This is a genomic window from Ancylobacter tetraedralis, assembly GCF_014195655.1.
GTDB classification, from domain to species: domain Bacteria; phylum Pseudomonadota; class Alphaproteobacteria; order Rhizobiales; family Xanthobacteraceae; genus Ancylobacter; species Ancylobacter tetraedralis.
The window spans coordinates 726,761-750,016 of record NZ_JACICD010000001.1; the positions used below are offsets into that span (position 1 = coordinate 726,761).

General features: G+C 68.8%; 20 protein-coding genes and 1 pseudogene. 13 read left to right on the forward strand and 8 right to left on the reverse strand.

Annotation, left to right across the window (positions count from 1 at the left end; genetic code table 11):
* The first annotated feature begins 96 nt into the window (after positions 1-96).
* The 3 genes from FHS55_RS03350 to FHS55_RS03360 all read left to right on the forward strand — a co-directional run bounded on the left by FHS55_RS03350 (position 97) and on the right by FHS55_RS03360 (position 5,371).
* Positions 97-2,019, forward strand: coding sequence for a rhamnan synthesis F family protein (locus tag FHS55_RS03350; protein ID WP_246339785.1), 1,923 nt, complete (start codon positions 97-99; stop codon positions 2,017-2,019).
* 62 nt (positions 2,020-2,081) lie between these two features.
* Positions 2,082-3,767: an NAD+ synthase gene (locus FHS55_RS03355; RefSeq protein ID WP_183188625.1), complete on the forward strand. Its 1,686-nt coding sequence runs from the start codon at positions 2,082-2,084 to the stop codon at positions 3,765-3,767.
* 254 nt (positions 3,768-4,021) lie between these two features.
* Positions 4,022-5,371, forward strand: a complete 1,350-nt coding sequence (locus FHS55_RS03360; RefSeq protein ID WP_183188234.1) for a glutamate--tRNA ligase — start codon at positions 4,022-4,024, stop codon at positions 5,369-5,371.
* Between the two features lie 33 nt (positions 5,372-5,404).
* On the opposite strand, the gene FHS55_RS03365 is transcribed toward FHS55_RS03360, so the two are convergent.
* Positions 5,405-6,361: a DUF2865 domain-containing protein gene (locus tag FHS55_RS03365; RefSeq protein ID WP_246339787.1), complete on the reverse strand. Its 957-nt coding sequence runs from the start codon at positions 6,359-6,361 to the stop codon at positions 5,405-5,407.
* 265 nt (positions 6,362-6,626) lie between these two features.
* Between FHS55_RS03365 and FHS55_RS03370 the strand changes: the two genes are divergently transcribed.
* Positions 6,627-7,166: a CreA family protein gene (locus FHS55_RS03370; RefSeq protein WP_183188236.1), complete on the forward strand. Its 540-nt coding sequence runs from the start codon at positions 6,627-6,629 to the stop codon at positions 7,164-7,166.
* A gap of 126 nt (positions 7,167-7,292) precedes the next feature.
* Positions 7,293-8,369, forward strand: coding sequence for a D-alanine--D-alanine ligase (locus FHS55_RS03375; RefSeq protein ID WP_183188237.1), 1,077 nt, complete (start codon positions 7,293-7,295; stop codon positions 8,367-8,369).
* A gap of 79 nt (positions 8,370-8,448) precedes the next feature.
* On the opposite strand, the gene FHS55_RS03380 is transcribed toward FHS55_RS03375, so the two are convergent.
* A complete protein-coding gene (locus FHS55_RS03380; protein WP_183188238.1) occupies positions 8,449-8,787 on the reverse strand; it encodes a hypothetical protein in 339 nt (112 codons plus the stop codon).
* Positions 8,788-9,091: 304 nt separating this feature from the next.
* On the opposite strand from FHS55_RS03380, the gene cysS reads away from it, so the two are divergent.
* Both cysS and FHS55_RS03390 read left to right on the forward strand, forming a co-directional pair.
* Positions 9,092-10,486 (forward strand): cysteine--tRNA ligase, encoded by a 1,395-nt coding sequence (cysS, locus tag FHS55_RS03385; protein WP_183188239.1) that lies wholly within the window; start codon positions 9,092-9,094, stop codon positions 10,484-10,486.
* Entirely contained in the window at positions 10,483-11,001 is a 519-nt protein-coding gene (locus FHS55_RS03390) for a GNAT family N-acetyltransferase (RefSeq protein WP_183188240.1), read from the forward strand. The genes cysS and FHS55_RS03390 overlap by 4 nt, the downstream gene beginning before the upstream one ends.
* Positions 11,002-11,102: 101 nt before the next feature.
* On the opposite strand, the gene FHS55_RS03395 is transcribed toward FHS55_RS03390, so the two are convergent.
* Together FHS55_RS03395 and FHS55_RS03400 are read right to left on the reverse strand one after the other, a co-directional pair.
* A complete protein-coding gene (locus FHS55_RS03395) occupies positions 11,103-11,714 on the reverse strand; it encodes an LOG family protein (protein WP_484477009.1) in 612 nt (203 codons plus the stop codon).
* Positions 11,715-11,815: 101 nt separating this feature from the next.
* Complete coding sequence (locus FHS55_RS03400; RefSeq protein WP_183188242.1) at positions 11,816-13,210, reverse strand: DUF4268 domain-containing protein; 1,395 nt, start codon at positions 13,208-13,210, stop codon at positions 11,816-11,818.
* Positions 13,211-13,228: 18 nt separating this feature from the next.
* Here FHS55_RS03400 and FHS55_RS03405 point away from each other — a divergent pair, with 18 nt between their 5' ends.
* The 4 genes and pseudogenes from FHS55_RS03405 (at position 13,229) to pssA (ending at position 17,323) form a co-directional block, all read left to right on the forward strand.
* Positions 13,229-13,582, forward strand: coding sequence for an ArsR/SmtB family transcription factor (locus FHS55_RS03405; RefSeq protein ID WP_183188243.1), 354 nt, complete (start codon positions 13,229-13,231; stop codon positions 13,580-13,582).
* 63 nt (positions 13,583-13,645) lie between these two features.
* Complete coding sequence (locus FHS55_RS03410) at positions 13,646-15,586, forward strand: ABCB family ABC transporter ATP-binding protein/permease (RefSeq protein WP_183188244.1); 1,941 nt, start codon at positions 13,646-13,648, stop codon at positions 15,584-15,586.
* Positions 15,587-15,695: 109 nt separating this feature from the next.
* Positions 15,696-16,397: pseudogene (locus tag FHS55_RS03415) on the forward strand (phosphatidylserine decarboxylase); the annotation flags it as partial.
* A gap of 23 nt (positions 16,398-16,420) precedes the next feature.
* Positions 16,421-17,323: a CDP-diacylglycerol--serine O-phosphatidyltransferase gene (gene pssA, locus FHS55_RS03420; protein ID WP_183188246.1), complete on the forward strand. Its 903-nt coding sequence runs from the start codon at positions 16,421-16,423 to the stop codon at positions 17,321-17,323.
* Between the two features lie 87 nt (positions 17,324-17,410).
* Here pssA and FHS55_RS03425 read toward each other — a convergent pair whose 3' ends face one another.
* Both FHS55_RS03425 and FHS55_RS03430 read right to left on the reverse strand, forming a co-directional pair.
* On the reverse strand, positions 17,411-17,698 hold the full coding sequence (locus tag FHS55_RS03425) for a hypothetical protein (RefSeq protein ID WP_246339788.1): 288 nt from the start codon (positions 17,696-17,698) through the stop codon (positions 17,411-17,413).
* A 319-nt stretch (positions 17,699-18,017) separates the two neighbouring features.
* Positions 18,018-18,605, reverse strand: coding sequence for a protease inhibitor Inh/omp19 family protein (locus FHS55_RS03430; RefSeq protein ID WP_183188247.1), 588 nt, complete (start codon positions 18,603-18,605; stop codon positions 18,018-18,020).
* 367 nt (positions 18,606-18,972) lie between these two features.
* On the opposite strand from FHS55_RS03430, the gene FHS55_RS03435 reads away from it, so the two are divergent.
* A complete protein-coding gene (locus tag FHS55_RS03435; RefSeq protein ID WP_183188248.1) occupies positions 18,973-19,743 on the forward strand; it encodes an SDR family NAD(P)-dependent oxidoreductase in 771 nt (256 codons plus the stop codon).
* Here FHS55_RS03435 and chrA read toward each other — a convergent pair whose 3' ends face one another.
* A complete protein-coding gene (gene chrA / locus FHS55_RS03440) occupies positions 19,744-20,973 on the reverse strand; it encodes a chromate efflux transporter (RefSeq protein ID WP_183188627.1) in 1,230 nt (409 codons plus the stop codon).
* A gap of 163 nt (positions 20,974-21,136) precedes the next feature.
* Complete coding sequence (locus FHS55_RS03445) at positions 21,137-22,006, reverse strand: LysR substrate-binding domain-containing protein (RefSeq protein ID WP_183188249.1); 870 nt, start codon at positions 22,004-22,006, stop codon at positions 21,137-21,139.
* Positions 22,007-22,208: 202 nt separating this feature from the next.
* On the opposite strand from FHS55_RS03445, the gene FHS55_RS03450 reads away from it, so the two are divergent.
* Positions 22,209-23,234 (forward strand): DMT family transporter, encoded by a 1,026-nt coding sequence (locus tag FHS55_RS03450; protein ID WP_183188250.1) that lies wholly within the window; start codon positions 22,209-22,211, stop codon positions 23,232-23,234.
* Positions 23,235-23,256: the final 22 nt, after the last annotated feature.

Genomic DNA, 23,256 nt, shown 5'->3' on the forward strand with positions numbered 1-23,256 from the left:
CGTGCGCGGGGCGCTGGAACGCCCGCGCAACTTGTGCTTTGTGAGCCGCGCGAGCCGCCGGGGGGCGCGCGCCGCCGGATTCTGTCGAGAGGTTTCTTGGATACGCCCACTAGCAGCCGGGCCGGCATGGCGGCCGCCGCGCGCGATCTGCCGCGGATTCCCCATCGCGCGCCCAAGCCCCGCGGACCGTTTCGCCGCTGGCTGACCAGCCGGAGCCAGGCCTTCGGTCGCACGCTCGCCAAGGCGATCTTCGACGCTGCTAACCGCCCGCGCTGGGTCGTGCGCAAGCTGGTCTTCGACGCCTATCGCCGCCCGCGCGAGAGCTTCGCCCCGCTGGTGATCCGCAAGGACGGCCGCCCGCGCCGCGCCTTCGCCGGCTGGATGGCGGATGTCGATGCCGACCTGCCGCCACTGGTCGCGCATGTTCACTTTCCCGTGCCCGCCGAGCTTGAGCGCCCGGCCGCCTTCGTTCTGTGCCGGCATTCGGCCGGGGAGGCGATGCATCTGGTCGAGGCGCTCGCGGTCGATCACGACGTGATCGTGCTGCTGGTCGATCCGGAGCGGCCCGCGCCCGACATGGCGGCGCATCTGGTGCCGGCCGCGGTGACGATGTCGCGCGTGCCGTCCCCGGTGTTGCTGAGCGCGCTCGCCCTGCAGGCGCGCGGCCTCGCGCCCCGCTTCGCCGTGGCGGTGGGCATGGACACGGCCGATATCGCGCTCGCCTTCGAGGCACGCGACATTCCGGTGGTCTTCATCGCCGATGCGGAGAGCGCCCCGCCCGTGCTGGAGCCCCTGCTGCGGCAGGCGACCGAGGTTGTGTTCTGCTCGCCCACAGCCCTTGCGGCGGCGGACGCGGCCTTCCCGGACTTTGCCGGGCGCGATTATCGGCACATCATCAAGGCCCCGCTCGGCGAGGGCTCGGCGCGCCTCGCCGCGCTCGGTGCGCTGGCGGCGGGCCGGGTCGAGCGCGAGGTGGCGCTGGCGCTCACCGTCGGGCCGGAGCGGCTGGAAATCCTCGATCCCGAGAACAAGGGCGGCGACATGGCCGCGACGCTCAGGGCGAAGGTGATCGCCTGGCGCACGCGCCGCACCGGTGGCGAGAAGCTGTTCCGCGACATTCTCCGCCGGCCCTGCTCGGGCTTCAACCCGATGATCTATGCCGAGCTCAACCCGGTCGACTGCCTCGCCAACCGGCGCTTTCCGCTCGCCCACTGGATCGAGCGCGGCCAGCCCGAGGGGCCGTGGTCCTATGGCGTGGTGAGGCCGGGAGAGGCGAGCCCCGCCGCTGCCGCGCTCAAGGTCGCGCTGCACGGGCATTTCTTCTATGTCGACCTGCTGCCGGAAATGCTGGAGCGGCTCACGCGCAACGTGGCGCGGCCCGACCTGTTCCTCACCACCGACAGCGATGCCAAGGTGACGGCGCTGCGCGCGATCACCGCCGGCTATCCCGCGCGGGTGGAAATCGCCGTCGTGCCCAATCTCGGCCGCGATATCGGCCCCTATTTCACGGCGCTGCGCGAGCCGCTGCTGAACGGCGGCTATGACGTGTTCTTCCATGTGCACGGCAAGAAGACCAAGGGGCGCCGGCGCAATATCGGCGATCCCTGGCGCACCTTCCTGTGGGAGAACATGATCGGCGGCCAGCATCCGATGCTGGACGCCATCCTCGCCCGCTTCGCCAGCGATCCCACGGTCGGCCTTGCCTACCCCGAGGACGGGCATGTGCTCGACTGGGGGCGCAATGCCGCGATCATCGCCAAGCTGCGCGCCGATCTCGACTTGGGCGAGCCGATGACCGCCTATGTCGATTTTCCCATCGGCAACATGTTCGCCGCCCGCCCCGCCGCGCTCGCCCCTGTCCTCGCCCTGAAGCTGGACTGGAGCGATTATCCGCCCGAGCCGGTGCCCGATGACGGCACGCTGCTGCATGCGCTGGAGCGCATCCTCCCGCTCGCCGTGCGCAAGGCGGGCTACCGGGCCGTAGGCGTGCGCGTGCCGGGCACCGACTGGGAGGATTGAGGCGCGCCCGGTGCGAGAGGTGCAGGATTGCCGATCGGCGGGAGTACGCTTAAATGACGGCCATGTCCGATCGCTCCTCTACCGAACCCGCCGATCAGCTGCTCGTCGCGCTGGCCCAGCTCAATCCCACGGTCGGCGACATCGCCGGCAATACCGCGAAGGTGCGCGCGACGCGGGCGCTGGCGGCGGAGCAGGGGGCGGACCTCGTCCTGTTCACCGAGCTGTTCGTCGCCGGCTACCCGACCGAGGACCTCGTGCTCAAGCCCGCCTTCCAGGCGGCCTGCCGCCGGGCAGTGGAGGAGCTCGCGGCCGAGACCGCCGATGGCGGCCCGGCGCTGCTTCTCGGCGCGCCCTGGGTCGAGGGGGGCAAGCTCTACAACGCCGTGCTGCTGCTCGCCGATGGCGCCATCGCCGCCGTGCGCTACAAGGTGGACCTGCCCAATTTCGGCCCGTTCGACGAGAAGCGGGTCTTCACCGCCGGGCCGCTGCCGGGACCGATCGCCTTCAAGGGGGTGCGCATCGGCGTGCCGGTCTGCGAGGATGTCTGGTCGCCGGACGTGATCGAGTGCCTGGCCGAGACCGGCGCGGAACTGCTGCTCAATCCTAACGGTTCGCCCTATCGCCGCACCGTCTATGACGAGCGGACCAATGTCGCGGTGGCGCGCGTGGTCGAGAGCGGCCTGCCGCTGGCCTATCTCAACCAGGTGGGCGGGCAGGACGAACTCGTGTTCGACGGCGCCTCCTTCGTGCTCAATGCCGACCGTTCGCTGGCGGTGCAGCTGCCGAATTTCCAGGAGCGGGTGCGCCTCACCCGCTGGGAGCGCTGGGCCGATGGCTGGCGCTGCGAGGAGGGCGCGCGGGCGCCGCTGCTGGTGGACGATGAGGCGGATTATGCCGCCTGCGTCACCGGGCTCACCGATTATGTCGAGAAGAACGGCTTTCCCGGCGTGGTGATCGGGCTCTCCGGCGGTGTCGATTCGGCGCTATGCGCGGCCATGGCGGTGGATGCGCTGGGCGCGAACCGGGTGCAGTGCGTGATGATGCCCTATCGCTTCACCGCGCCGCAATCGCTCGCCGATGCGGCCGACGTCGCGCGGGCACTGGGCGTGCGCTACGACATCCTGCCGATCGCCCCCGGCGTGGAGGCGCTGGAAGCTGTGCTGGCACCGCTGTTCGAGGGCCGCGCGCGGGACGTGACCGAGGAGAACCTGCAGGCGCGTGTGCGCGGCACGCTGCTGATGTCGATCTCCAACAAGTTCTGCGCGATGGTGTTGACGACCGGCAACAAGTCGGAACTCTCCACCGGCTACGCCACGCTCTATGGCGACATGAATGGCGGCTATAACCCGCTGAAGGACCTCTACAAGACACAGGTCTTCCGCCTCTGCCGGTTGCGCAACCGCTGGAAGCCGGCCCACGCGCTCGGCCCTGGCGGCGCGGTGATTCCCGACAGGTTGATCGACAAGCCCCCCACGGCCGAGCTGCGCGACAACCAGACCGACCAGGACAGCCTGCCGCCCTATGAATTGCTCGACGCCATCCTCACGCGGCTGGTCGAGCGTGAGCTGCCCGTCGCCGACATCGTGGCGGAGGGCTATGATCCGGCGCTGGTGGCCCGTGTCGAGCGCCTGCTGAACATCGCCGAATACAAGCGCCGGCAGGCGGCGCCCGGCGTGAAGGTGACGCCGCGCATCTTCAACCGCGACCGGCGCTATCCCATTACCAACCGGTTCCGCGAGACGGGGTGATCCCCGTGTTTTCGTCATACCGGAATTGCCGCGGGCAATATCCGGGATCGTGTGACTTCGGAACGCGATCCCGGCTCTGCCACGCCGGCCCCCTCTCCCCGAGGGGGAGAGGGTTGGGGTGAGGGGGCTCCCACGGCTCCGCGAAGGCGCTACCCCTCACCGACCCGCTTCGCGGGCCCCTCTCCCCAATGGGGAGAGGGCTTAGAATGGGTTCCCCGTTGTTCCCCGCTGCCATCCGGGCCATAAGCCCGCCCATGAGCACCCGACCCGTCCTCCGCTTCGCCCCGTCCCCGACCGGCCTGCTGCATGTCGGCAATGCCCGCACCGCGCTCTACAACGCGCTCTACGCGCGGCGGGAGGGCGGCACCTTCATCCTGCGCTACGACGACACCGACACGGCGCGCTCGACGCAAGCCTTCGCCGAGGCCATCGCCCGCGATGTCGCCTGGCTCGGCATCCCGCCGGACCGCGTCGAGCGCCAGTCGGACCGGCTTGCCCGCTATGATGCGGCGGTGGAGCGGCTGAAGGCGGAGGGCCGGCTCTACCCGGCCTACGAGACCGAGGAGGAACTGGAGACGGGCCGCCTGTCGCGTCGCCGCCGCGGCCTGCCGCCGATCTATGATCGCGGCGCGCTGGACCTGAGCGATGCCGAGCGCGCCCGGCTGGAGGGCGAGGGTCGGCGCCCCTATTGGCGCTTCCGGCTGGACGGGCGCAAGCTCGCCTGGGCCGACCTCGTGCGCGGCGAGCAGGCGGTGGATACCGCGACGCTTTCCGATCCCGTTCTGGTGCGGGCGGACGGCTCCTATCTCTACACGCTGACCTCGGTGGTCGACGATATCGAGATGGGTGTGACCCATGTCGTGCGCGGGGAGGACCACGTCACCAATACCGGCGTGCAGATCGAGATCATCGAGGCGCTCGGGGGCACGCCGCCGGTGTTCGGCCATCACAATCTGCTCACCTTGCCGAGCGGGGAGGGGCTGTCCAAGCGGCTCGGGCACCTCTCGCTGGCCGCTTTGCGCAAGGAGGGCGAGGAGGCGCTGGCGGTGGCGGCGCTCGCGGTGCTCACCGGTACTTCGCTGGCGGTGGAGCCGGTTTCCGACCTCGACACGCTCGCCGCGCGCATCGACTTCGCCAAGATCTCGCGCGCTCCGGCGCGATTCGATCCCGCGGAACTCTCCGCGCTCACCACCGCCACCTTGCACCATCTGCCCTTCGCGACGGTCGAGGAGCGGCTGGCGCAGCACGGTGTCGGCGGCGGCGAGCCATTCTGGCTGGCCGTGCGGGGCAATCTCGGCCGTCTCGGCGATGCCGCGCACTGGTGGAAGGTGGTTGAGGGTCCGATCGCCCCGCCGCCTCAGGGCGAGGACGCCGCCTTCCTCGCGCAGGCCGCCGAACGGCTGCCGCCGGAGCCGTGGGACGGCGAGGTCTACACCGCGTGGCTGAACGCGCTGAAGCCGGCCTCCGGGCGCAAGGGGCGGGCGCTGTTCCATCCGCTGCGCCTCGCGCTCACCGGCGCGGAGAGCGGGCCGGAGCTGAAGGCGCTGCTGCCGCTGATCGGCCGGGAGAAGGCTGAGGCGCGGCTCAAGGGCGAGCCCGCCTGACGCCTCCCGCCGGAGAGCCCGGTTCGCTGCGGCTTACGGCTTCTTGGTCGCGTTGGCCGGCACCGGGGTTGCCGGGCGCGGCTGCGCCATTTCGCGCGAGGCATCTTCGGTCACGACGATATCGCCCTTGCGCAGCGTGGCGTCGTCCTGCTGGCCGAGCGCCTGCGCCCAGCTCATGCCGGCGGGGCGGCACGAGCAGGTCGCCACAAACTGCTTCTTGAACAGCAGCGCATTGGGCAGAGACATGTAGGGCTGGCCATTGGTGCCCACCGCCTGCTGGATGTCCTCGCCGGGATTGCGATAGGCGAACAGCCGCGCCTCGGTGCCCGGGCACTGGCGCTGGCAGGAGGCCTCGTCTGCCGAGAAACGCGCCGGCGTGGCGGCGTAGGAGACGGGGAAGAAGAACCCGTCGCAGGTGCGCACGCAGACCGTGCGATAGGTCGACACTTTCGGCATTTCCAGCGGCGGCTGGTCGATCGGGCCGGCCTCTTCCTCGACCTGGCGCGGCACGCCGAACAGCTGTTCGAAGAAGTTGCGCGGCGCCCGGCGCTGCTGCGCGTTGCCGCCGCCACCCTGCGACTGGTCGATGGCCGCCTGATACTGCGCGCCGCAATTGTTCTGCGCGAGGGCGTAGACCAGCTGGCGGCGCTGCTCGTCATTGCCGCTGCGCTGGCCCTGCGCGGCCGACATGGTGCGGTCGAGCGCCGAGCGGGCCTGCTGCAGCCGGCCGTTGAGCGCCTCGCATTGCGGCGGCAGCTGCGGCTGGAAGATGAGGAAGCCGCGCTTGTCGCAGCCGAGCTGGCGCACCTGCGCGGTGAGGTCGGCCAGCGTCTGGCGCTGCTGGTTGATGGTGGCGCCAAGGTCCTGCTGGCCACCGCCGCCGCCACGGTCGAGCGCGGCAAGCTGGCCCTCCAGCCGGATGCAGACCGAGCGGTCGCCCGGTTGTCCGCCGCCCAAGGTGCCGGGCGGCACGTCCTGCGCGAGCGCCATTCCCGCACAAGCCACGGTCGCGACGGCGGAAAGGAACAGGCGGAGGCGGCTCGGCAATGACATCATGGGTTCGGCTGTTTTCACTCGGCTGCGCGGGCTGTGTGCCGGAAATGAGCGGCGAGGGCAATGAGCATGGCGAGGGTGTCGAAATTTTGAACCCTCCCGCGCGGGCCCCGCAAACCGCCGGCCGCCTTTGTCCTGTCGCAACGACATCCCATATGATCGACGGCCCTTTGCGCATGTCCTGCCGCCGGAGTTGATGTCCATGCCCCGATTCGCCTCCCGTCTTCCCATCCTGGGCGCGGCCATGCTCGGCGCCCTGGCGCTCGTGGCGGGCCTCGCCTCCGCGCCCGCTCATGCGCAGGAGCCGGACCTCATCTTCCGCAAGTCGACCGTGTGGAAGTTCCTCACCCCGGACGACAAGCTCGCCACCTATGGCATCGACGATCCGGTCGTCGAGGGCGTCGCCTGCCACTACACCGTGCCCGAGAAGGGCGGGGTGAAGGGCATGCTGGGCGTGGCGGAGGAAGTGTCCGACATTTCCATCGCCTGCCGGCAGATCGGGCCGATCGCCTTCAAGGGCAAGTTCGAGCAGGGCGACGTGGTCTATCGCGAGAGCCGCTCGCTCATCTTCAAGAAGATGCAGATCGTGCGCGGCTGTGACGCCAAGCGCAACGTGCTGGTCTATCTCGTCTATTCCGACAAGCTGATCGACGGCAGCCCGAAGAACTCGACCTCCACCGTGCCGATCATGCCGTGGGGCGCCAGTGGCGAGGCGCCCCGCTGCGCGGATTTCGTGAAATAGCGGATTTCGTGAATAGGCGAGGGCGGGGCGGCGTGCCGTCGCGGCAGGCTTGTGTCGCGGCGTTAAGGATTTGGTGACAGGTCTCGCCCCTCACTCGGTACCATCGCCAGATCCAGGGGAAATTCCGTGACCCATCGCCCAGACGCCGCCCCGCTCCGCCTTGCCGTGCTGTTTGGCGGACGCTCGCCGGAACATGACGTCTCGGTGATGTCGGCCACCAATGTCATGCTCACCCTCGATCCCGCGCGCTATGACGCGCTGCCGGTATACGTGACCCGCGAGGGCGCCTGGCTGCTCAGCGCCTTCACGGACGGCGAACTCGCCCGGCCGGAGACCGGCACCGAATTGTGCCTCGTGCCCGGCGGGCGCGGGCGCCTGCTGGCGCTGCCGGCCGATGGGCCCGCCCATGAGCTGGCGCCCATCGACATGCTGTTCCCGGTGCTGCATGGCATGCATGGCGAGGATGGCTCGGTGCAGGGGCTGGCGGAGGTCGCCCGCGTGCCGCTGGTGGGCTGCGGCATTCTCGGCTCGGCCACCGCGTTGGACAAGGACATCGCCAAGCGGCTGCTACGCGCGGCGGGCATCGAGACCGCGCGCGCCGTCACGATCCACGAATCGGCTCCGCCCACCTTCGACGAGGTGGCGGCGGAACTCGGCCTGCCCATGTTCATCAAGCCGGCGCGGCAGGGTTCGTCCATCGGCGTCAGCAAGGTGGAGACCGCGGAGGCCTTCGCGGCGGCGCTGGCGGAAGGCTTCAAATATGACCGCAAGCTGCTGGCCGAGGCGTTCATCCGTGGCCGCGAGATCGAGTGCAGCGTGCTGGAGGATCCGGCCGGTGGCCTGTTCGTCTCGCGCCCCGGCGAGATCGTGCCAGCAGAGGCCCATGGCTTCTACAGCTACGATGCCAAATATATCGATGCCGACGGCGCGCTGATCAAGGTGCCGGCCGAGCTGCCGCAAGGCATGGAGGGGCGCCTGCGCGAGGTGGCGGCGGCGGCGTTCCGCGCGGTGGGCTGCGACGGCATGGCGCGCGTCGATTTCTTCGTCACCGATGAGGGGAATGTGCTGCTGAACGAACTCAACACCATTCCCGGCTTCACCGATATCAGCATGTACGCGAAGGCCATGGCGGCCAGCGGCGTTCCCTATGCCGAGGTGATCGACCGGCTGGTGGAGCACGGCCTCGCCCGCGACGCCCTCTAGTCGGGAGACGGTCTGCCCATGAAAAAGGGCCGGCATGGCGCCGGCCCCGTCCGCGCGTGTCCGTGCGCCGTGACGGCGTTCACTGGCAGGTGATGGCGACCGTATCCGGGCAGGACGTTCCGGTGCAGGCGGTGCGCACGCTCTTGCCGGCCGAGGCGATCGGGGTGGCGTCGCTCTTCACCTTGCCGAAGCTGACCGCGCGCTCGAAATCATGCACGCGGCACCAGGCATCGGCGATGCCTTGCCCGCAGCTGGCGCCGGAGGCGAGGCAGGCATCGATCCCGTAGCCTTCCGACGTATCGACGGTGAAGATCTCGGTCGCCGTCCCCGCGCTGGCCACGGCCGGGGCGAGGGCGAGAAGCGCGGCCACCAGGGTGAGGCGGAGCGGGGCGGCACGAAAACGCAAAGCGGGGCGCATGATACGAACTGGGGTTGTGGTGTGGCGGAAGGGCGGCGACAGGGTGCCCGAGGGCCTCCGATCGCTTAACGCGAATGTGGCGAAAAGGTTTGAAGCGACCCTTAACGATTCATCAGCGGCACGATCCGCTGCCGAGGCGCGGGGAAATAATCCGGCCACCCCGACACCGTCAACCGCAGCCTGGTAATGGTGCGCCGGCGACGCGTCGCGCGTTTTGGCCCGCTACGCTTGACGCGGCGGGCCAAAGCGACGACAGACGCGGCGTCGCCCCCCTGTAAACGGGGGCGTGTGGAGAAATGGACACATGTCGGGCAATTCTGCGTCGGGCCTCCCCGAACTGAAGCTGTACAACACGCTCACGCGCGCCAAGGAGGGGTTCGCTCCCTTGGACCCGGCGGCGGTGCGCATGTATGTCTGCGGCCCGACGGTCTATGATTTCGCGCATATCGGCAATGCGCGCCCGGTGATCGTGTTCGATATTCTCTACCGGTTGCTGCGCCATCTCTATGGCGCGGACCACGTCAAATATGTGCGCAACGTCACCGACGTGGACGACAAGATCAACGCGCGCGCGGCGCAGGAATTTCCCGGCCTCGACCTCAACGAGGCCATCTCGCGCGTGACCTTCACCACCGAGGCGCAATTCCACGACGACCTGGAAGCGCTGGGCGTGCTGCATCCGGATGTGGAGCCGCGCGCCACCGAGCATATCGTCGAGATGCGCCAGCTGATCGAGAAGCTCATCGCCTCCGGCCATGCCTATGTCGCGGAGAACCACGTGCTGTTCTCCGTGCCCTCCATGCCCGATTACGGCAATCTCTCGCATCGCCCGCTCGACGACATGCTGGCGGGCGCGCGCGTGGACGTGGCGCCCTACAAGCAGGACGCGATGGATTTCGTGCTGTGGAAGCCCTCGAAGCCGGGCGAGCCGGGCTGGCCCTCGCCGGCGGGCATCGAGGTGCCGGGCCGGCCGGGCTGGCATATCGAGTGCTCCGCCATGAGCTGGAAGCATCTCGGCGAGACCTTCGACATCCATGGCGGCGGCATCGACCTGGTGTTCCCGCACCATGAGAACGAGGTGGCGCAGTCGCGCTGCGCCTTCCACACCAACATCATGGCCCAGGTCTGGATGCATAACGGCTTCCTGCAGGTGGAAGGCGAGAAGATGTCGAAATCGCTCGGCAACTTCATCACCATCCGCCAGCTGCTCGCCGACTGGCCGGGTGACGTGCTGCGCCTCAACATGCTCAAGACCCATTACCGCCAGCCGATCGACTGGACGGTGAAGGGGCTGGACGAGAGCGCCCGCACTCTGGAACAATGGTTCGATGCGGCGGCCGACGAGGCCTATCCGCGCCCAGCGCCGGCCGTGCTGGAGGCGCTGGCCGATGACCTCAACACGCCGAAGGCCATTGCCGAGATGCATGGGCTGAAGGACCACGCCGGCAAGAAGGCGCTGGCCGGCACGCTTGCCTTTCTCGGCTTCACGCCCGGGCCGTTGCAGGCATGGCGGGCGGCGCAGGCGCCCGAGCTGGCGCTGTCTCCGCCCGAGATCGAGGCGCGCCTTGCCGAGCGCATCGAGGCGCGGCGCAATCGCGACTGGGCGACCTCCGACCGAATCCGCGACGAGCTGCTGGCGCTCGGCGTGGCGCTGAAGGACAACAAGGACGGCACCACCAGCTGGGAGCCCCGGCGATGAGCGCCGAATCTCCGCCGGTCGAACCCGCCGCCGCCCTGCGCCCGGCGCTGCCCGGCGACGTGCCGCTGCTCGCCGCCATCGCCATGACCGCCATCCTCGAACTCACCGGCGAGGATTATGACGAGCGGCAGCAGGAGGCGTGGGCGGATGCCTTCGCCGATGAGGAGGCGCTGGCCGAGCGCCTCGCCGACCGGCTGACCTTGGTGGCGACGCGCGCGGGCGAGCCGGTGGGCTTCATCGCGCTGGCCGAGAACACCATCATCGACCTTCTCTACATCCGCCCGGAGGTTGCCGGCGAGGGCGTCGCCACGCTGCTGTGCGTGGCGATCGAGAAACTGGCAACCGCGCGCGGCGCGAAGAGCCTCACGGTCGACGCCAGCGATACCGCGCTCGCCTTCTTTCAGGCGCGCGGCTACGTGGCGCGCCAGCGCAACACCGTGCAGCGCGGCGGCGAATGGCTCGGCAACACGACGCTGGAAAAGAAGCTCACGGCCGAGATGTCGACGCCCGGCTGAGGGCGGCCTCGCGTGTGGGGACCGGGCGCCACACGGCCCCCGCCACCCCCCGCGGCGATCGGCGGGCAGGGCGCCGCCATCCCGGCCATGCCCGCCGCGCGTCACATCCGGTCGAGCACGCGCTCCTCGGCCGCGCCATGCAGCTCGCCTTCGACGAGCGGGGCGACGACCGCGTTGAGCTTGGGCAGAACGGCCCGCACATGGTGGGCGACCAGCATGCGGATCGGCCGGCCGGCATTGACGAAGCCTGTCGCCTGCATATGGTCGAACAGCGTCAGCAGCGGGTCCCAGAAGCCGGCGATGTTGAGCACCATCACCGGCTTGGCGTGGCGGTTGAGCTGCACCCAGGTGAGCTGCTCGACCAGTTCCTCCAGCGTGCCGATGCCGCCGGGCAGGGCGATGAACGCGTCGGCCCGCTCGAACATCAGCCGCTTGCGCTCGTGCATGTCCCGGGTGACGATCAGCTCGTGCGCGTGCTCGAACGCCTGTTCCTTGCCGATCAGGAAATCGGGGATGATGCCGGTGACCATGCCGCCGGCCTCCGCGCAGGCGCGCGCCGCCGCCCCCATCAGCCCGACGCCGCCGCCGCCATAGATGAGGCGGATCCCCTCATGCGCGAACAGGCGGCCGAGCTCGATCGCCGCGGCGAGATAGACCGGATCGTTGCCCGGAGCCGCGCCGCAATAGACGCATACGCTTTTGATCTTTGTCATGTCCGCCATGGTGCACAGCAAAAGGCGTGTCGACAAGAGTCGCCGTGCACGGGAAATGCGCGAGTGCGCGGTGCGGACGAAGGGGAGGGGCGGGCGCCACATCAGGCGCCCTGGTTCGCCTCGTAATCGGCCACCGCCGAGCGTACCCGGGGGCGCAGCACGTTGACGAAGGTGTTGGTGCGCTCGGCGAGCCAGGCGAACGCCTGCTGGCGCACTTCCGAATTGTTCAGATCGCCGAAGACCCGCGCGTCGCCAATATGTCCGCGTTCATACGAGCCTGTTTGAATTTTTGCGCTGCCGCCGAGGAGAGGCTGTATCTCGCTCCATTCGCTTTCGAGGCGCTGTTCCGCGTATTCACCCGCGCTGTCGCGTGTCGATGCCAGAAATACGCCGACCCGACTGTCTTTCATTTCGCGGTAAACGCACAACCAGCTGCTTCCGCTCGGAGCAGGAAGCATAAAATTGAGATAACCCCGGCGAGATGGATTGGGAATTCGCTGTTCGGGGTCGTCGAGCTTCAGCACGCTGAGGAATTCCTTCCAGAACTGCTGACGCTTGGCCGCTAACTCGGTCACGTCCGGATCGGTCGTCTCGGTAGCTTCGTCATCAGTGACACCGTCGGTGATCGCCATCCCCTCCGGCAGCGCCACGACGTGGCGCACCACGTTCACCGTGCGCGCAAGGATGCGCGGGGCCACCAGCCGGCTGCCGTCCGGCAGGCGGAAGAAGGGCAGTTCGACCAGCCCGAAGGAAAAATGCAGGCCCGCATGGCGCTGAAGATACTCGGCAATCGCCTCCACCCCCTCGCGGATTCCGTCGCCGACGATCAGGAGCAGGAAGCGCCCGCGCCGCAGATTCGCCGTCAGCGCATCGTTGAAGCCGATCTCGTCCGTCTCGGGCGCCACGGAGCGCACCTTTTCCAGCAGGACATTCCCGGTTGTGCCGAGACGGATATTCACCTCGCGCTGGACATCCGATTGCGACCAGCGGCTCAGCTCCTTCGCGTAGTCGAGGATCTGCCCGACCACCTCGCGGCGCCCTTCCGGGTTGCGCCACAGCTTGCATTCGACGATGACCGGCATGCCGCCGGGCGTGACGAGGAAGTTGTCGATCGCCCCGGCCGTGGTGCGCAATTCGCGGCAGATGGCCACCGGGTTCTGGAAGGCGGGGTCGATCTCGGCGATCGGCAGCATCGAGGGGTGCTCGTGCACCAGCTGCTGGATGTCCGCCTCGGAAATCGCCCCATCCCCGCTGCCGAGCGTCACGGGGGCGAGAGATATCGCCGGTAGGTTGTCGCGGATGAGGACGGGGCGGGCATGCTGGCGGGACACGGGTGAATCCTGGATGGCCGTCGGGGCGTGAGGGGCGCGATCTCCGCGCGCGATCTCTGCACGCGACGGTAGCAAGATGACGTAGCGCGCCTCTTGCCGGCGCGTCCAGTCCGAGGTGGGCAGGCCTCTCGAACGGAACGTCTTTCCCTTGCCGTCATCGTTCATCGACGATAAACGATCGGCATGGATATGCCGGACGACGACCTCCTCGCCCTGCGCCTGCGCGCCCTCGCGCATCCGGCGCGGCTGGCGATCGTGCGGGCGCTGGCGGCGGCGGATCGGTGCCAGTGTGGCGAGATCGTGCGCGGGCTCACCCTCGCGCAATCGACCGTGTCGCAGCATCTGAAAGTTCTGAAGGAGGCCGGGCTCATCACCGGCACCATCGAAGGGCCTCGCTCCTGCTATTGCCTCGATCGCGAGAGTCTCGCCGCGCTGGCGACGCAGGTCGGGACCCTGTTCGCGGCCCTTGATGACGGGCGGCGCAACCCTGCGCCGCGTGCCGACGCCTTGGTTTCGAGCCTTTCGACGCCTATCTGAACGACAACACATTCGGGAATTCGGGCCAAAAAGGCCTGAGCAAGACGCAGAACTGGAAGTCTCATGTCCGCACCTGACGGCGGAAAGGCGCTCTCGCGCCCGACCAAGGCCTCGGAGATCAATCCGCGCGGCAGCCTGCTCGTCGCCCTGAAGGGGCTGTGGCCCTATCTCTGGCCGGTCGACCGGGCGGACCTGCGCGCGCGCGTCGCTTGGGGCCTCCTGCTGCTGGTGCTCGCCAAGATCGCCACCATGACGACGCCCTTCTTCTTCAAATGGGCGACCGACGCGGTGGCGATGCGCGAGGGCGCTGAAATCTCGACCGATGCGATCAGCCTTTTGATCGCGGCGCCGCTGATGCTGACGCTTACCTACGGCGTCTCGCGCGTCGTCACGGCGGGGCTGACGCAATGGCGCGACGGGCTGTTCGCCAAGGTGGCGCTGAATGCGGTGCGGCGCCTGGCGCTGGAGACCTTCCAGCACATGCACGCGCTGTCGCTGCGCTTCCACCTGGAGCGCAAGACCGGCGGGCTGACGCGGGTGCTGGAGCGCGCGCGCGAGGGCATCGAGACCATCGTGCGCATGCTGGTGCTGCACCTCGCGCCAACCATCCTGGAATTCGCGATGGTGATCGGCGTGCTGCTCTGGCAGTTCGACTGGCGCTATGTGCTGGCCGCCATCGCCATGATCGTCGCCTACACAATCTTCACCTTCCTGATGACCGAATTCCGCATGGGCATCCGCGCGGCGATGAACGAGAGCGACACGGACGCCAATGCCAAGGCGGTCGACAGCCTGCTCAACTACGAGACGGTGAAATATTTCGGTGCCGAGAAATGGGAGGCGGATCGCTATGACCGCTCCATGGCTCGGTTCGAGCGCGCCTCGATCCGCACCGACACCTCGCTCGCCTGGCTGAATGCCGGGCAGGCGGCGATTTTCACGCTCGGCCTCACCGCGGTTATGGTGCTGTGCGTCTTCGACATCCGCGCGGGGCGGCAGTCGGTGGGCTCCTTCGTCATGGTCAATGCCATGATGATACAGCTCTACCAGCCGCTGAACTTCCTCGGCATGATCTATCGCGAGATCAAGCAGTCGCTCATCGATATCGAGGCGATGTTCGCCATCCTCGCCCGCCCGCCGGAAATCCGCGACGCGCCGGGCGCGCGCGCCCTCACGATCCAGGGCGGGCATGTGCGCTTCGAGGACGTGCGCTTCTCCTACGATCCCGACCGGGAAATCCTCAAGGGCATCAGCTTCGACGTGCCGGCCGGGCGCACCGTTGCCATTGTCGGCCCGTCGGGGGCGGGCAAGTCGACCCTGTCGCGCCTGCTGTTCCGCTTCTACGACGTGAATGCCGGCCGCATCTCCATAGACGGGCAGGATCTGCGCGAGGTGTCGCAGGAGAGCCTGCGTGCGGCCATCGGAATGGTTCCGCAGGATACGGTGCTGTTCAACGACACGCTGGCTTATAATATCCGCTACGGTCGCCCGCAGGCGAGCGAGGAGGATGTGCAGAGCGCCGCCGAACTGGCCCAGATCGACGGCTTCGTGCGGCGCACGCCGAAGGGCTATGCCACCGAGGTGGGCGAGCGCGGGCTGAAGCTCTCCGGTGGCGAGAAGCAGCGCGTCGCCATCGCCCGCACCATCCTCAAGAACCCGCCGATTCTCATCCTTGACGAGGCGACCTCGGCGCTCGACAGCCATACCGAGCGCGAAATCCAGGACGCGCTGGAGCGCGTCTCGCGCGGGCGCACCACGCTGGTCATCGCCCATCGCCTGTCCACCGTGGTCGGCGCCGACGAGATCATCGTGCTGGAACAGGGGCGCATCGCCGAGCGCGGCACCCATGCCGCGCTGATGCTCCGGCACGGGCTCTATCACTCCATGTGGGAGCGCCAGCGCGAGGCGGAGCGGGCCCGCGAGACGCTGAAAGCCGCCGGGGAAGCGGTGGAGCCGACGCTCGGAGCCCCGGTCGAGCCCGCCACGGCCAGCGATGCGGCGTGACCGAAGGGCAGCCATGCGCCCGGTTCCGGCGCATGGCATTTGACGGCGCGGGCGCGTCGCCCTACCTCTCAGGGGCCCGCGAACGGGCGGAAGATCTCAGGAACAGCGCTTAATGTCCGTCATCGACTCGATCCGCAGCGGCCTCGTGCCCGTTCACCGCGAGGGATACCCGTTCATCCTGATCGGCGCGGCGGCGTCCGTCCTGTTCCTATGGCTGTTTGCCCCGCTCGGCTGGATCGCCGTGCTGATCACCGTGTGGATCTGCTACTTCTTCCGCGATCCCGAGCGGGTGACGCCGGTGCGCGAGGGGCTGGTGGTCTCGCCGGCCGACGGGCGCGTGTGCCTCATCGGCCCGGCCGTGCCGCCGGCCGAACTCGGGCTCGGCGACGTGCCGCTGCCGCGCATCTGCATCTTCATGAACGTGTTCGACGTGCATGTGAACCGTGCGCCGCTCGCCGGCCGCATCACGCGCATCGCCTATCGGCCCGGCAAGTTCCTCTCGGCCGATCTCGACAAGGCCAGCGAGGACAATGAACGCTCCGGCATGGTGCTCGACACCGCGATCGGTGCGGTCGGCGTGGTGCAGATCGCCGGCATGGTGGCCCGGCGCATCGTCAGCTTCGTGCGCGAGGGCGAAAGCCTCGCGCCGGGCGAGCGTTTCGGCCTGATCCGCTTCGGCTCGCGCGTCGACGTCTATCTGCCGGCCGGCACGCGGGCGCTGGTGGCCGAGGGCCAGCGCGCCATTGCGGGCGAAACCGTCCTCGCCGATCGCGAGGCCTTCGGCCCTGAGCCGACCTTCCGCATCGATTGAACCGAAGCGCTGCGAGGCACCCGATGTCCGACCTGTTCCAATCCTTCGAGCCGGATGAGCCGGGGCCGCGCCGCCGCCGCTTCCAGGCGGTGCCGCTGCGCCTGCTGCTGCCCAATCTCGTCACCCTGCTGGCTCTCTGCGCCGGCCTCACCGGCATCCGCATGGCGATCGAGGGGCGCATGGAACTGGCGCTCGGCGCCATCGTGCTCGCCGCCGTGCTGGATGGCATGGACGGGCGGCTGGCGCGCATGCTGCAGGGCACCTCGCGCTTCGGTGCGGAACTGGACAGTCTGTCGGATTTCGTCTGCTTCGGCGTGGCGCCGGGGCTGGTGCTCTACATGTGGGGGCTGGAATCGCTCGGCTCGATCGGCTGGATCGCCGCGCTGGCCTTCGCCATCTGCGCGGCGCTGCGTCTGGCGCGCTTCAATGTGATGCTGGAGGATCCCAACAAGCCGGCTTTCGCCTCGGATTTCTTCACCGGCGTGCCCGCGCCGGCCGGGGCTATCTGCGTGCTGCTGCCGGTCTATCTCGAACTGATCGGCCTGCCACGCCTCATCGCCTCGCCGGCGGTGGCGGCGTTCTACTGTTTCGCGATCGCGCTGCTGATGGCCTCCAAGCTGCCGGCGTGGTCGGGCAAGCGGCTTGGCTCGCGTATCCCGCGCGATCAGGTCATTCCGCTCTTCGTCTGCGTCGTGCTGTTCGTCGCGGTGCTGGTGACGTGGCCGTGGGCGACGCTGTCGGTGCTGTGCATCGCCTATCTCGCCTCGCTGCCCTTCTCGGCGATGCGCTATGCGCGGCTGGCACGCGACCATGATGCGCGCCAGCGGGCGGGCGCCGTGGAGCCGGCGCGGTCCGAGGGGCTGCACCGCGATGAGATCAAGCCCGAGCCGCAGGAAGAGCACCGGCCGCCGAACCAGCTGAACTGATCGCGGCGCAACCGGGCCATAAGGCCTGAAGCCGGAACCTGGCCTTATGGGAAGGGGCGAGCGGGCTGCCGCCGGAAGCCGACGAAATCAGCGGGCGCGCCGGGCCATCGCCTCGACGCGCGCGGTCAGCGGCGCGGCAGGAAAAGCCTGACGCAGCAGCCGCAACGCCTCGGCATCACTGCCGGGACGAGTGAGATCCAGCATCTGGGTCATGAGGTGGGAGATCGAAGGGGCATCGCGCCGGGCAAACATCTGACGCGCCGGGTCCGCCTCGCGCATGGCCGCCACGGAAGTGGCCGCTCCAAGCGGCGCGGCTCCCAGAGGCGTGGTCGGTGCGGAGCTGGACTGTCTGGTCATCGTCGCTGCCTGCAGCATCACAACCCCCTCTGATCGTACGAGCGAATCAATCAGCTTTTCCGATGGGCAGAATGAACCGCTCCGCCCTTTAACGCACGAACTATTTGCCTGTTCCCGACAATGTGACGGGCAGCTGTTGCCAAGTTCTCACAGCGCAATCACTTCGCAATCCGAGGGAATACGAAGTCGACGGAAATCTATTTCAATTATAAGAAGAATTTTTCACGTCCGCATGACAGATGCGGTCGTTCCGATGCGTAAATCGCCGTGGATCGGGCAAAATGCTTACGTGAGACGGCGTGCAATCCATCCGGAATGACTGGATCGATCCGGTCGCTCAGGAGCGGGTGAGGCTGATCTTCGAGCCGTCCGCCGTGGTCGCTCCGTCATACTGACCGGCGCCGGCGGGCTGCAGGCGGGCCGTGACCTTGCCGAGATGGTTCTGCAGCACGATGTCGTTGCCCCAGACGTCCCAGCCCTTGGTCATGAAGATGTCGTTCGGGCAGCCCACATCGGCATTGGCGGCGAAGCCGGACATGCCGCGCGTGGTGGAAAGCGTGACCTTGCAGGTCTTCTGGCCGTTGTCCCAGGCGAAATCCCACACGCCGGCCAACTGGGTGCGCGCCGCGCCGGGCTCGGCATAGGCAACGCCGCCGGGCGCCGTGGCGGCGGGAGGCGAGAGAGCGACCGGGGTCGCCGCCGCGCGAGGGGTGACGGCGGCGGCGGCGGTGGTCGCGGTGGCGCCATAGGTCCCCTCCAGCGCAGGGACGGGGGCGCTGACGATCGAACCGGAGGGAGCGGGGGTGATCGGGCTGGGATTGGCCGAGGCGGTCGCCTGGGCGCCGCCGAAACCGTCGAGCGTCGTGCTGCAACCGCCCAGGAGAACCGCCATGCTGGCCGTTGCCACGAAGGTCTGGAACCGCATCGACCTGTCACTCCTGCCCGCGCGGCGCGCGGACCCTTGCCCCTTGGATCGCCGCGCCGGCAGGGCCGTGCAGCGGATATACCTGTGTCGTCAAGGATCGTGGCGTGAGCGTGACCCTGCCGTGGCGGCAGCCTGGAGCCATCCACGACTCTTTTTATGCTCAACAAATCCTTAACGTACCGTCACCGGATCAAGAACCTCGAACCGCCCCGGCCAAGGCTCCTCGAGCCTCCCGCGAGCGGCGTTACCCGGCCGCCGGCGCGCTCCGGGTCGCCGGTCGCGTCGCACGCATGGACGCCAGCATGGCGACAGGCTATGTGCGATGCAACAGGCTGCGCTCGCCAAACACTGGAATAGGAACCCGCCCGTGTACCAGATGCTGGATCCCTCGACGCTCACCGTCCTCATCACCGGCGCTACGTCCGGCATCGGCGCGGCCACGGCGCGACGCTATGTCCTGGCCGGCGCGCGGGTGGTGGGAACGGGCCGGCGGACCGAGCGGCTGATCGCGCTGCGCGACGAACTGGGCGCGAATTTCCACCCCCTCGAGGTCGACGTGCGCGACAAGGCGGCGCTGGGCGCGGCGCTGGACAAACTGCCGGACGCCTTCCGCGCCTTCAACGTGGTGTTCGCCAATGCCGGTCTCGCGCTCGGCCTCGAACCGGCGCACGCGGCCAGCCTCGACGATTGGGAGGAGATGGTCGACACCAATATCAAGGGCCTGCTCTACACGGTGCGGGCGACGCTCCCCGGCATGGTCGAGCGCGGTGAGGGGCATGTGGTGTTCACCGGCTCCGTCGCCGGCGACTATCCCTATCCCGGCGGCAACGTCTACGGCGCCACCAAGGCCTTCGTGAAGCAGTTCGCGCTCAACCTCATCGCCGATCTCGCGGGCACGCGGGTGCGCGTCACCAATATCGAGCCGGGCCTCGTCGAGACCGAGTTCTCGCTGGTGCGCTTCCATGGCGATTCGGAAAAGTCCGGCGGCATCTACGCCAATACCCAGCCGCTGACGGCCGAGGATATTGCCGAGCAGGTATTCTTCGTCACATCGGTGCCGCGCCACGTGAATATCAACCGCATCCAGCCCTTCGCGACCTGCCAGTCCTTCTCGCCGTTCAAGATCACGCGCGGCTGATCACAGAAGCAGGCCCCCGGCCAGCGCGGCGCCGGCCACCACGGCCCAGGCCGGCACGCGCCACAGCGCCAGCGCGAGATAGGCGAGGAGCGCGAGCGCGAAGCTGCGCCCCGAACTGATGCTCGATGTCACCACCGGATCCCAGAACGCGGCGCCGAGCAGGCCGACCACGGCGGCATTGACCCCGGTCATGGCGCTGCGCACCCGGCGGTCAGCCGCCAGCGCTGTCCAGAACCGCAGCGCGCCATAAACCAGCAGCGCCGAGGGCAGGAACGCGGCAAGGAGGGCAATGAGCCCGCCCGTCACGCCGTTCGGTGCGCCCGGCATGGCCGCCCCGACAAAGGCGGCGAAGGAGAAGAGCGGCCCCGGCATCGCCTGCGCCGCGCCATAGCCGGCGAGGAAGGTTTGACGCGTCAGGCCGCCGGGATGCACCAGTTCCGCCTCGATCAGCGGCAGCACCACATGGCCGCCACCGAACACCAGCGCGCCAGCGCGATAGAGTGTGTCGACGAGACTTATGCCGCCATTGCCCGTCACCTTCGCCAGTAGCGGCAGCAGGACCAGCAGCGCTGCGAAGACCAGCAGGGCGATGATCGAGGCGCTCCTGCCGGGCAGGTGGCCGGCCGGAGCATGAGCCGGCATGCGGCCGGGCGTCGTGTCGGGTGTGAGAAAGGCAAGTCCCGCCAGCGCGCCGGCCGCAATCACGCCGATCTGCCCCACCGCGCCGGGCACGCTCGCGGCCGCGGCGGCGGCGATGAGCGCGAGGGTGCGCCGTGCGCGATCCGGGCACAGGTTGCGCGCCATGCCGAGCACGGCATCCGCGACGATGGCGACGGCCGCGATCTTGAGCCCGGCAAGCCAGCCCGCGGCGATGCCGGCCGTTGTGGTGATGCCATAGGCGACGGCGAGCATGAGCAGCGCGGAAGGCAGGGTGAAGCCGATCCAGGCCGCCGCCATGCCGGCGAGCCCGGCGCGCATCAGGCCGATCGCCATGCCGACCTGGCTGGAAGCCGGGCCCGGCAGAAACTGGCACAGCGCCACCAGCGTCGCGTAGGCGTCCTCGGTCAGCCATTGCCGCCGCTTGACGAGATCGTCGCGGAAATAGCCGAGATGCGCGACAGGACCGCCGAAGGAGGTCAACCCCAGGCGGAGGAAGGCCACAAACACCTCGCCGGCCGTGCCGGCCGGGCGATCGAGGTCCGCCGCCAGGGGCGGCGTTTCGGCCGCCATATCATCGTTTTGCGCATCGCTCATGAGACGCACGGGTAGCGCGGAAGCCCCACCCGTGCATGTGAATTTTACACGACAGGTGGGGCCGGATCCTTTCCGCTGGAAGGGCGCTGCCGGAAGGGCCCAGCCGGGTTTCCGCGCGAAGACGCAGCGTGAAAACGCGCTACGCCGCCGCGACGACCGTCGGCACGGAAAGCGCGGCGCGCAGCGTCTCGGCGAGGCGCCGTGCGGCCGGTGAGGCGGCGGGGGCGATCAGCAGGCCGACCTCGGTGTCGGGCAGCGGCGGCAGGTCCTCCGCCGGGCCCAGCCGCCGCCATTCCGACGGGGCGGCGCATTCGGGCAGCGCGGTGATGCACAGTCCGGTCTCCACCGCCGCATAGATGCCGCTATGGGAGGAGGAGGTGCAGGCCACGCGCCAGCTGCGGCCGGCCTTGTCCAGCGCCGCGGCAATATGCGGGCGCGCCCGGCAGCCGGTGGGGAAGAGGGCGAGCGGCAGCGTCTCGCCGCGTTCGGGGCGATGGCCGCGCGCGCCCAGCCAGAGCAGCTTTTCCTTCTTGAGCAGTTCCCCGGTCGGGCGCGTGAGATCGCGCGTCACCAGCGCGACGTCGATCTGCCCGCGCTCGACCTCCGGCTCCAGGTTCTTGGACAGGTCGCAACGGATGGAAATCTCCACGCGCGGATAGGCCGCCGCGAGGCGCGCGATGGTGGGGGTGAAATAGGCGTCGACATAATCGTCCGGCATGCCGAGCCGCACGCTGCCTTCCGGCGTGCCGCCCTTCAGATCCGCCAGCGCCTCGCTCTCGAAGGCGAGCAGGCGGCGGGCATGGGCGACCAGCCGCTCGCCGGTCTCGGTGAGCGCGATGCCGCGCCTTGAGCGCTCCAGCAGCCGCACGCCAAGGCTTACTTCGAGCTGGGCGATCCGCGCCGACACCGCCGATTGCGTGCGCCCGACCCGCTCCGCCGCGGCGGTGAAGCCGCCGGTGTCGACGATGGCGATCAGCATGCCAAGGGATTCTGTGTCGAGATGGCGCATCGGGTGGGTCCGGTCTATGCCGGCACCGCCGCCGGCATTCGTTCATATCATTTTTGCGAATGAAACGACAAAATAAACTCGCTTTGGCGATATCTCGGCCGGGTGTACATCCACCAGCGTGGGGCGGTGCCGGGCCGCAAGGTCGGCTTCCCTGTCTCCCGCGTTCCCGCATTTTTCGCGCTGTTCCATCGCTCAGGTCATCATGTCTCCGCCCCCCGCCGCCGCCCTCTCTCCGGTCGCGACCGACAGTTTTCATCTCCTCGCTCCGCTCTCGGGCGAGGCTCATGAGGCGCTCCTGCGTCGCAACGCTTTTCTGGCGGCGATCGCGGGGGCGATATGCATCGGCTTCTCCGCGATCTTCGTACGGCTGGCCGATACCGGCCCGGCCGCGATCGGCTTCTGGCGCCTGCTGTTCGCGCTCGGTCCCACCGCCGTCTGGGCCTATGCCGAATACCGGGTCGGGCAGGCGCGTCGGCGTCGGGCGGGGGCTGCGGGTCCGCTGCGCCTGTTCACCGTCCGGCAGTTCTTCCTCGCGGCCTTCGCGGGGCTGTTCTTCGGCGCAGACCTGATCGCCTTCCATTTCGGCCTGGTACGCACGACGACCGCCAATGCCCTGCTGCTGGGCAATCTCGCCGTTGTCTTCGTGCTGATCTTTGGCTGGCTGTGCCTGGGCGAACGGCCGACGCGCGGCCTGATGGCGGCGCTGGTGCTGGCGCTTGTCGGCACGGCGCTGATCATCTCGCGTAGCGCCGGGGCGCATGGCGGGGATGCCGCCAGCCTGATCGGCGATGCGTTCTGCGTCGTCGCGGCCGTCTCTTACGGTGGCTACGTGATCGTCACCCGAACACTGCGCCGCAATGACGGGGCCGGCGGTGTCGGCCTCGGCGGAGGCATGGCTTCCTTCATTTCCTCGGCGACCGGCGCCATCGTCTGCCTCGTCTGGGCCGTGGCGACGGATGAGGTGATCGTGCCACAGAGCCTGAAAGGGCTGCTGGCGGTGGTTGGGCTCGGTCTCGTGGCGCATGCGGCGGGGCAGGGGCTGACGACGGTCGCGCTCGGCCGGCTGCCGGCAGGGCTTGTATCGACCGTGCTGCTGCTGCAGATCGTGGTCGGGACCTCGCTGGCGGCGATGCTATTCGGCGAGGTACCCTCGCTCATGGTGATGATTGGCGGCCTGATGGTGGTCGCGGGTGTCGTCGTCGCCCGCCCGCCGCGTACGCCGGCCTGACGCGCGCCGCGCGTGCTCCGGG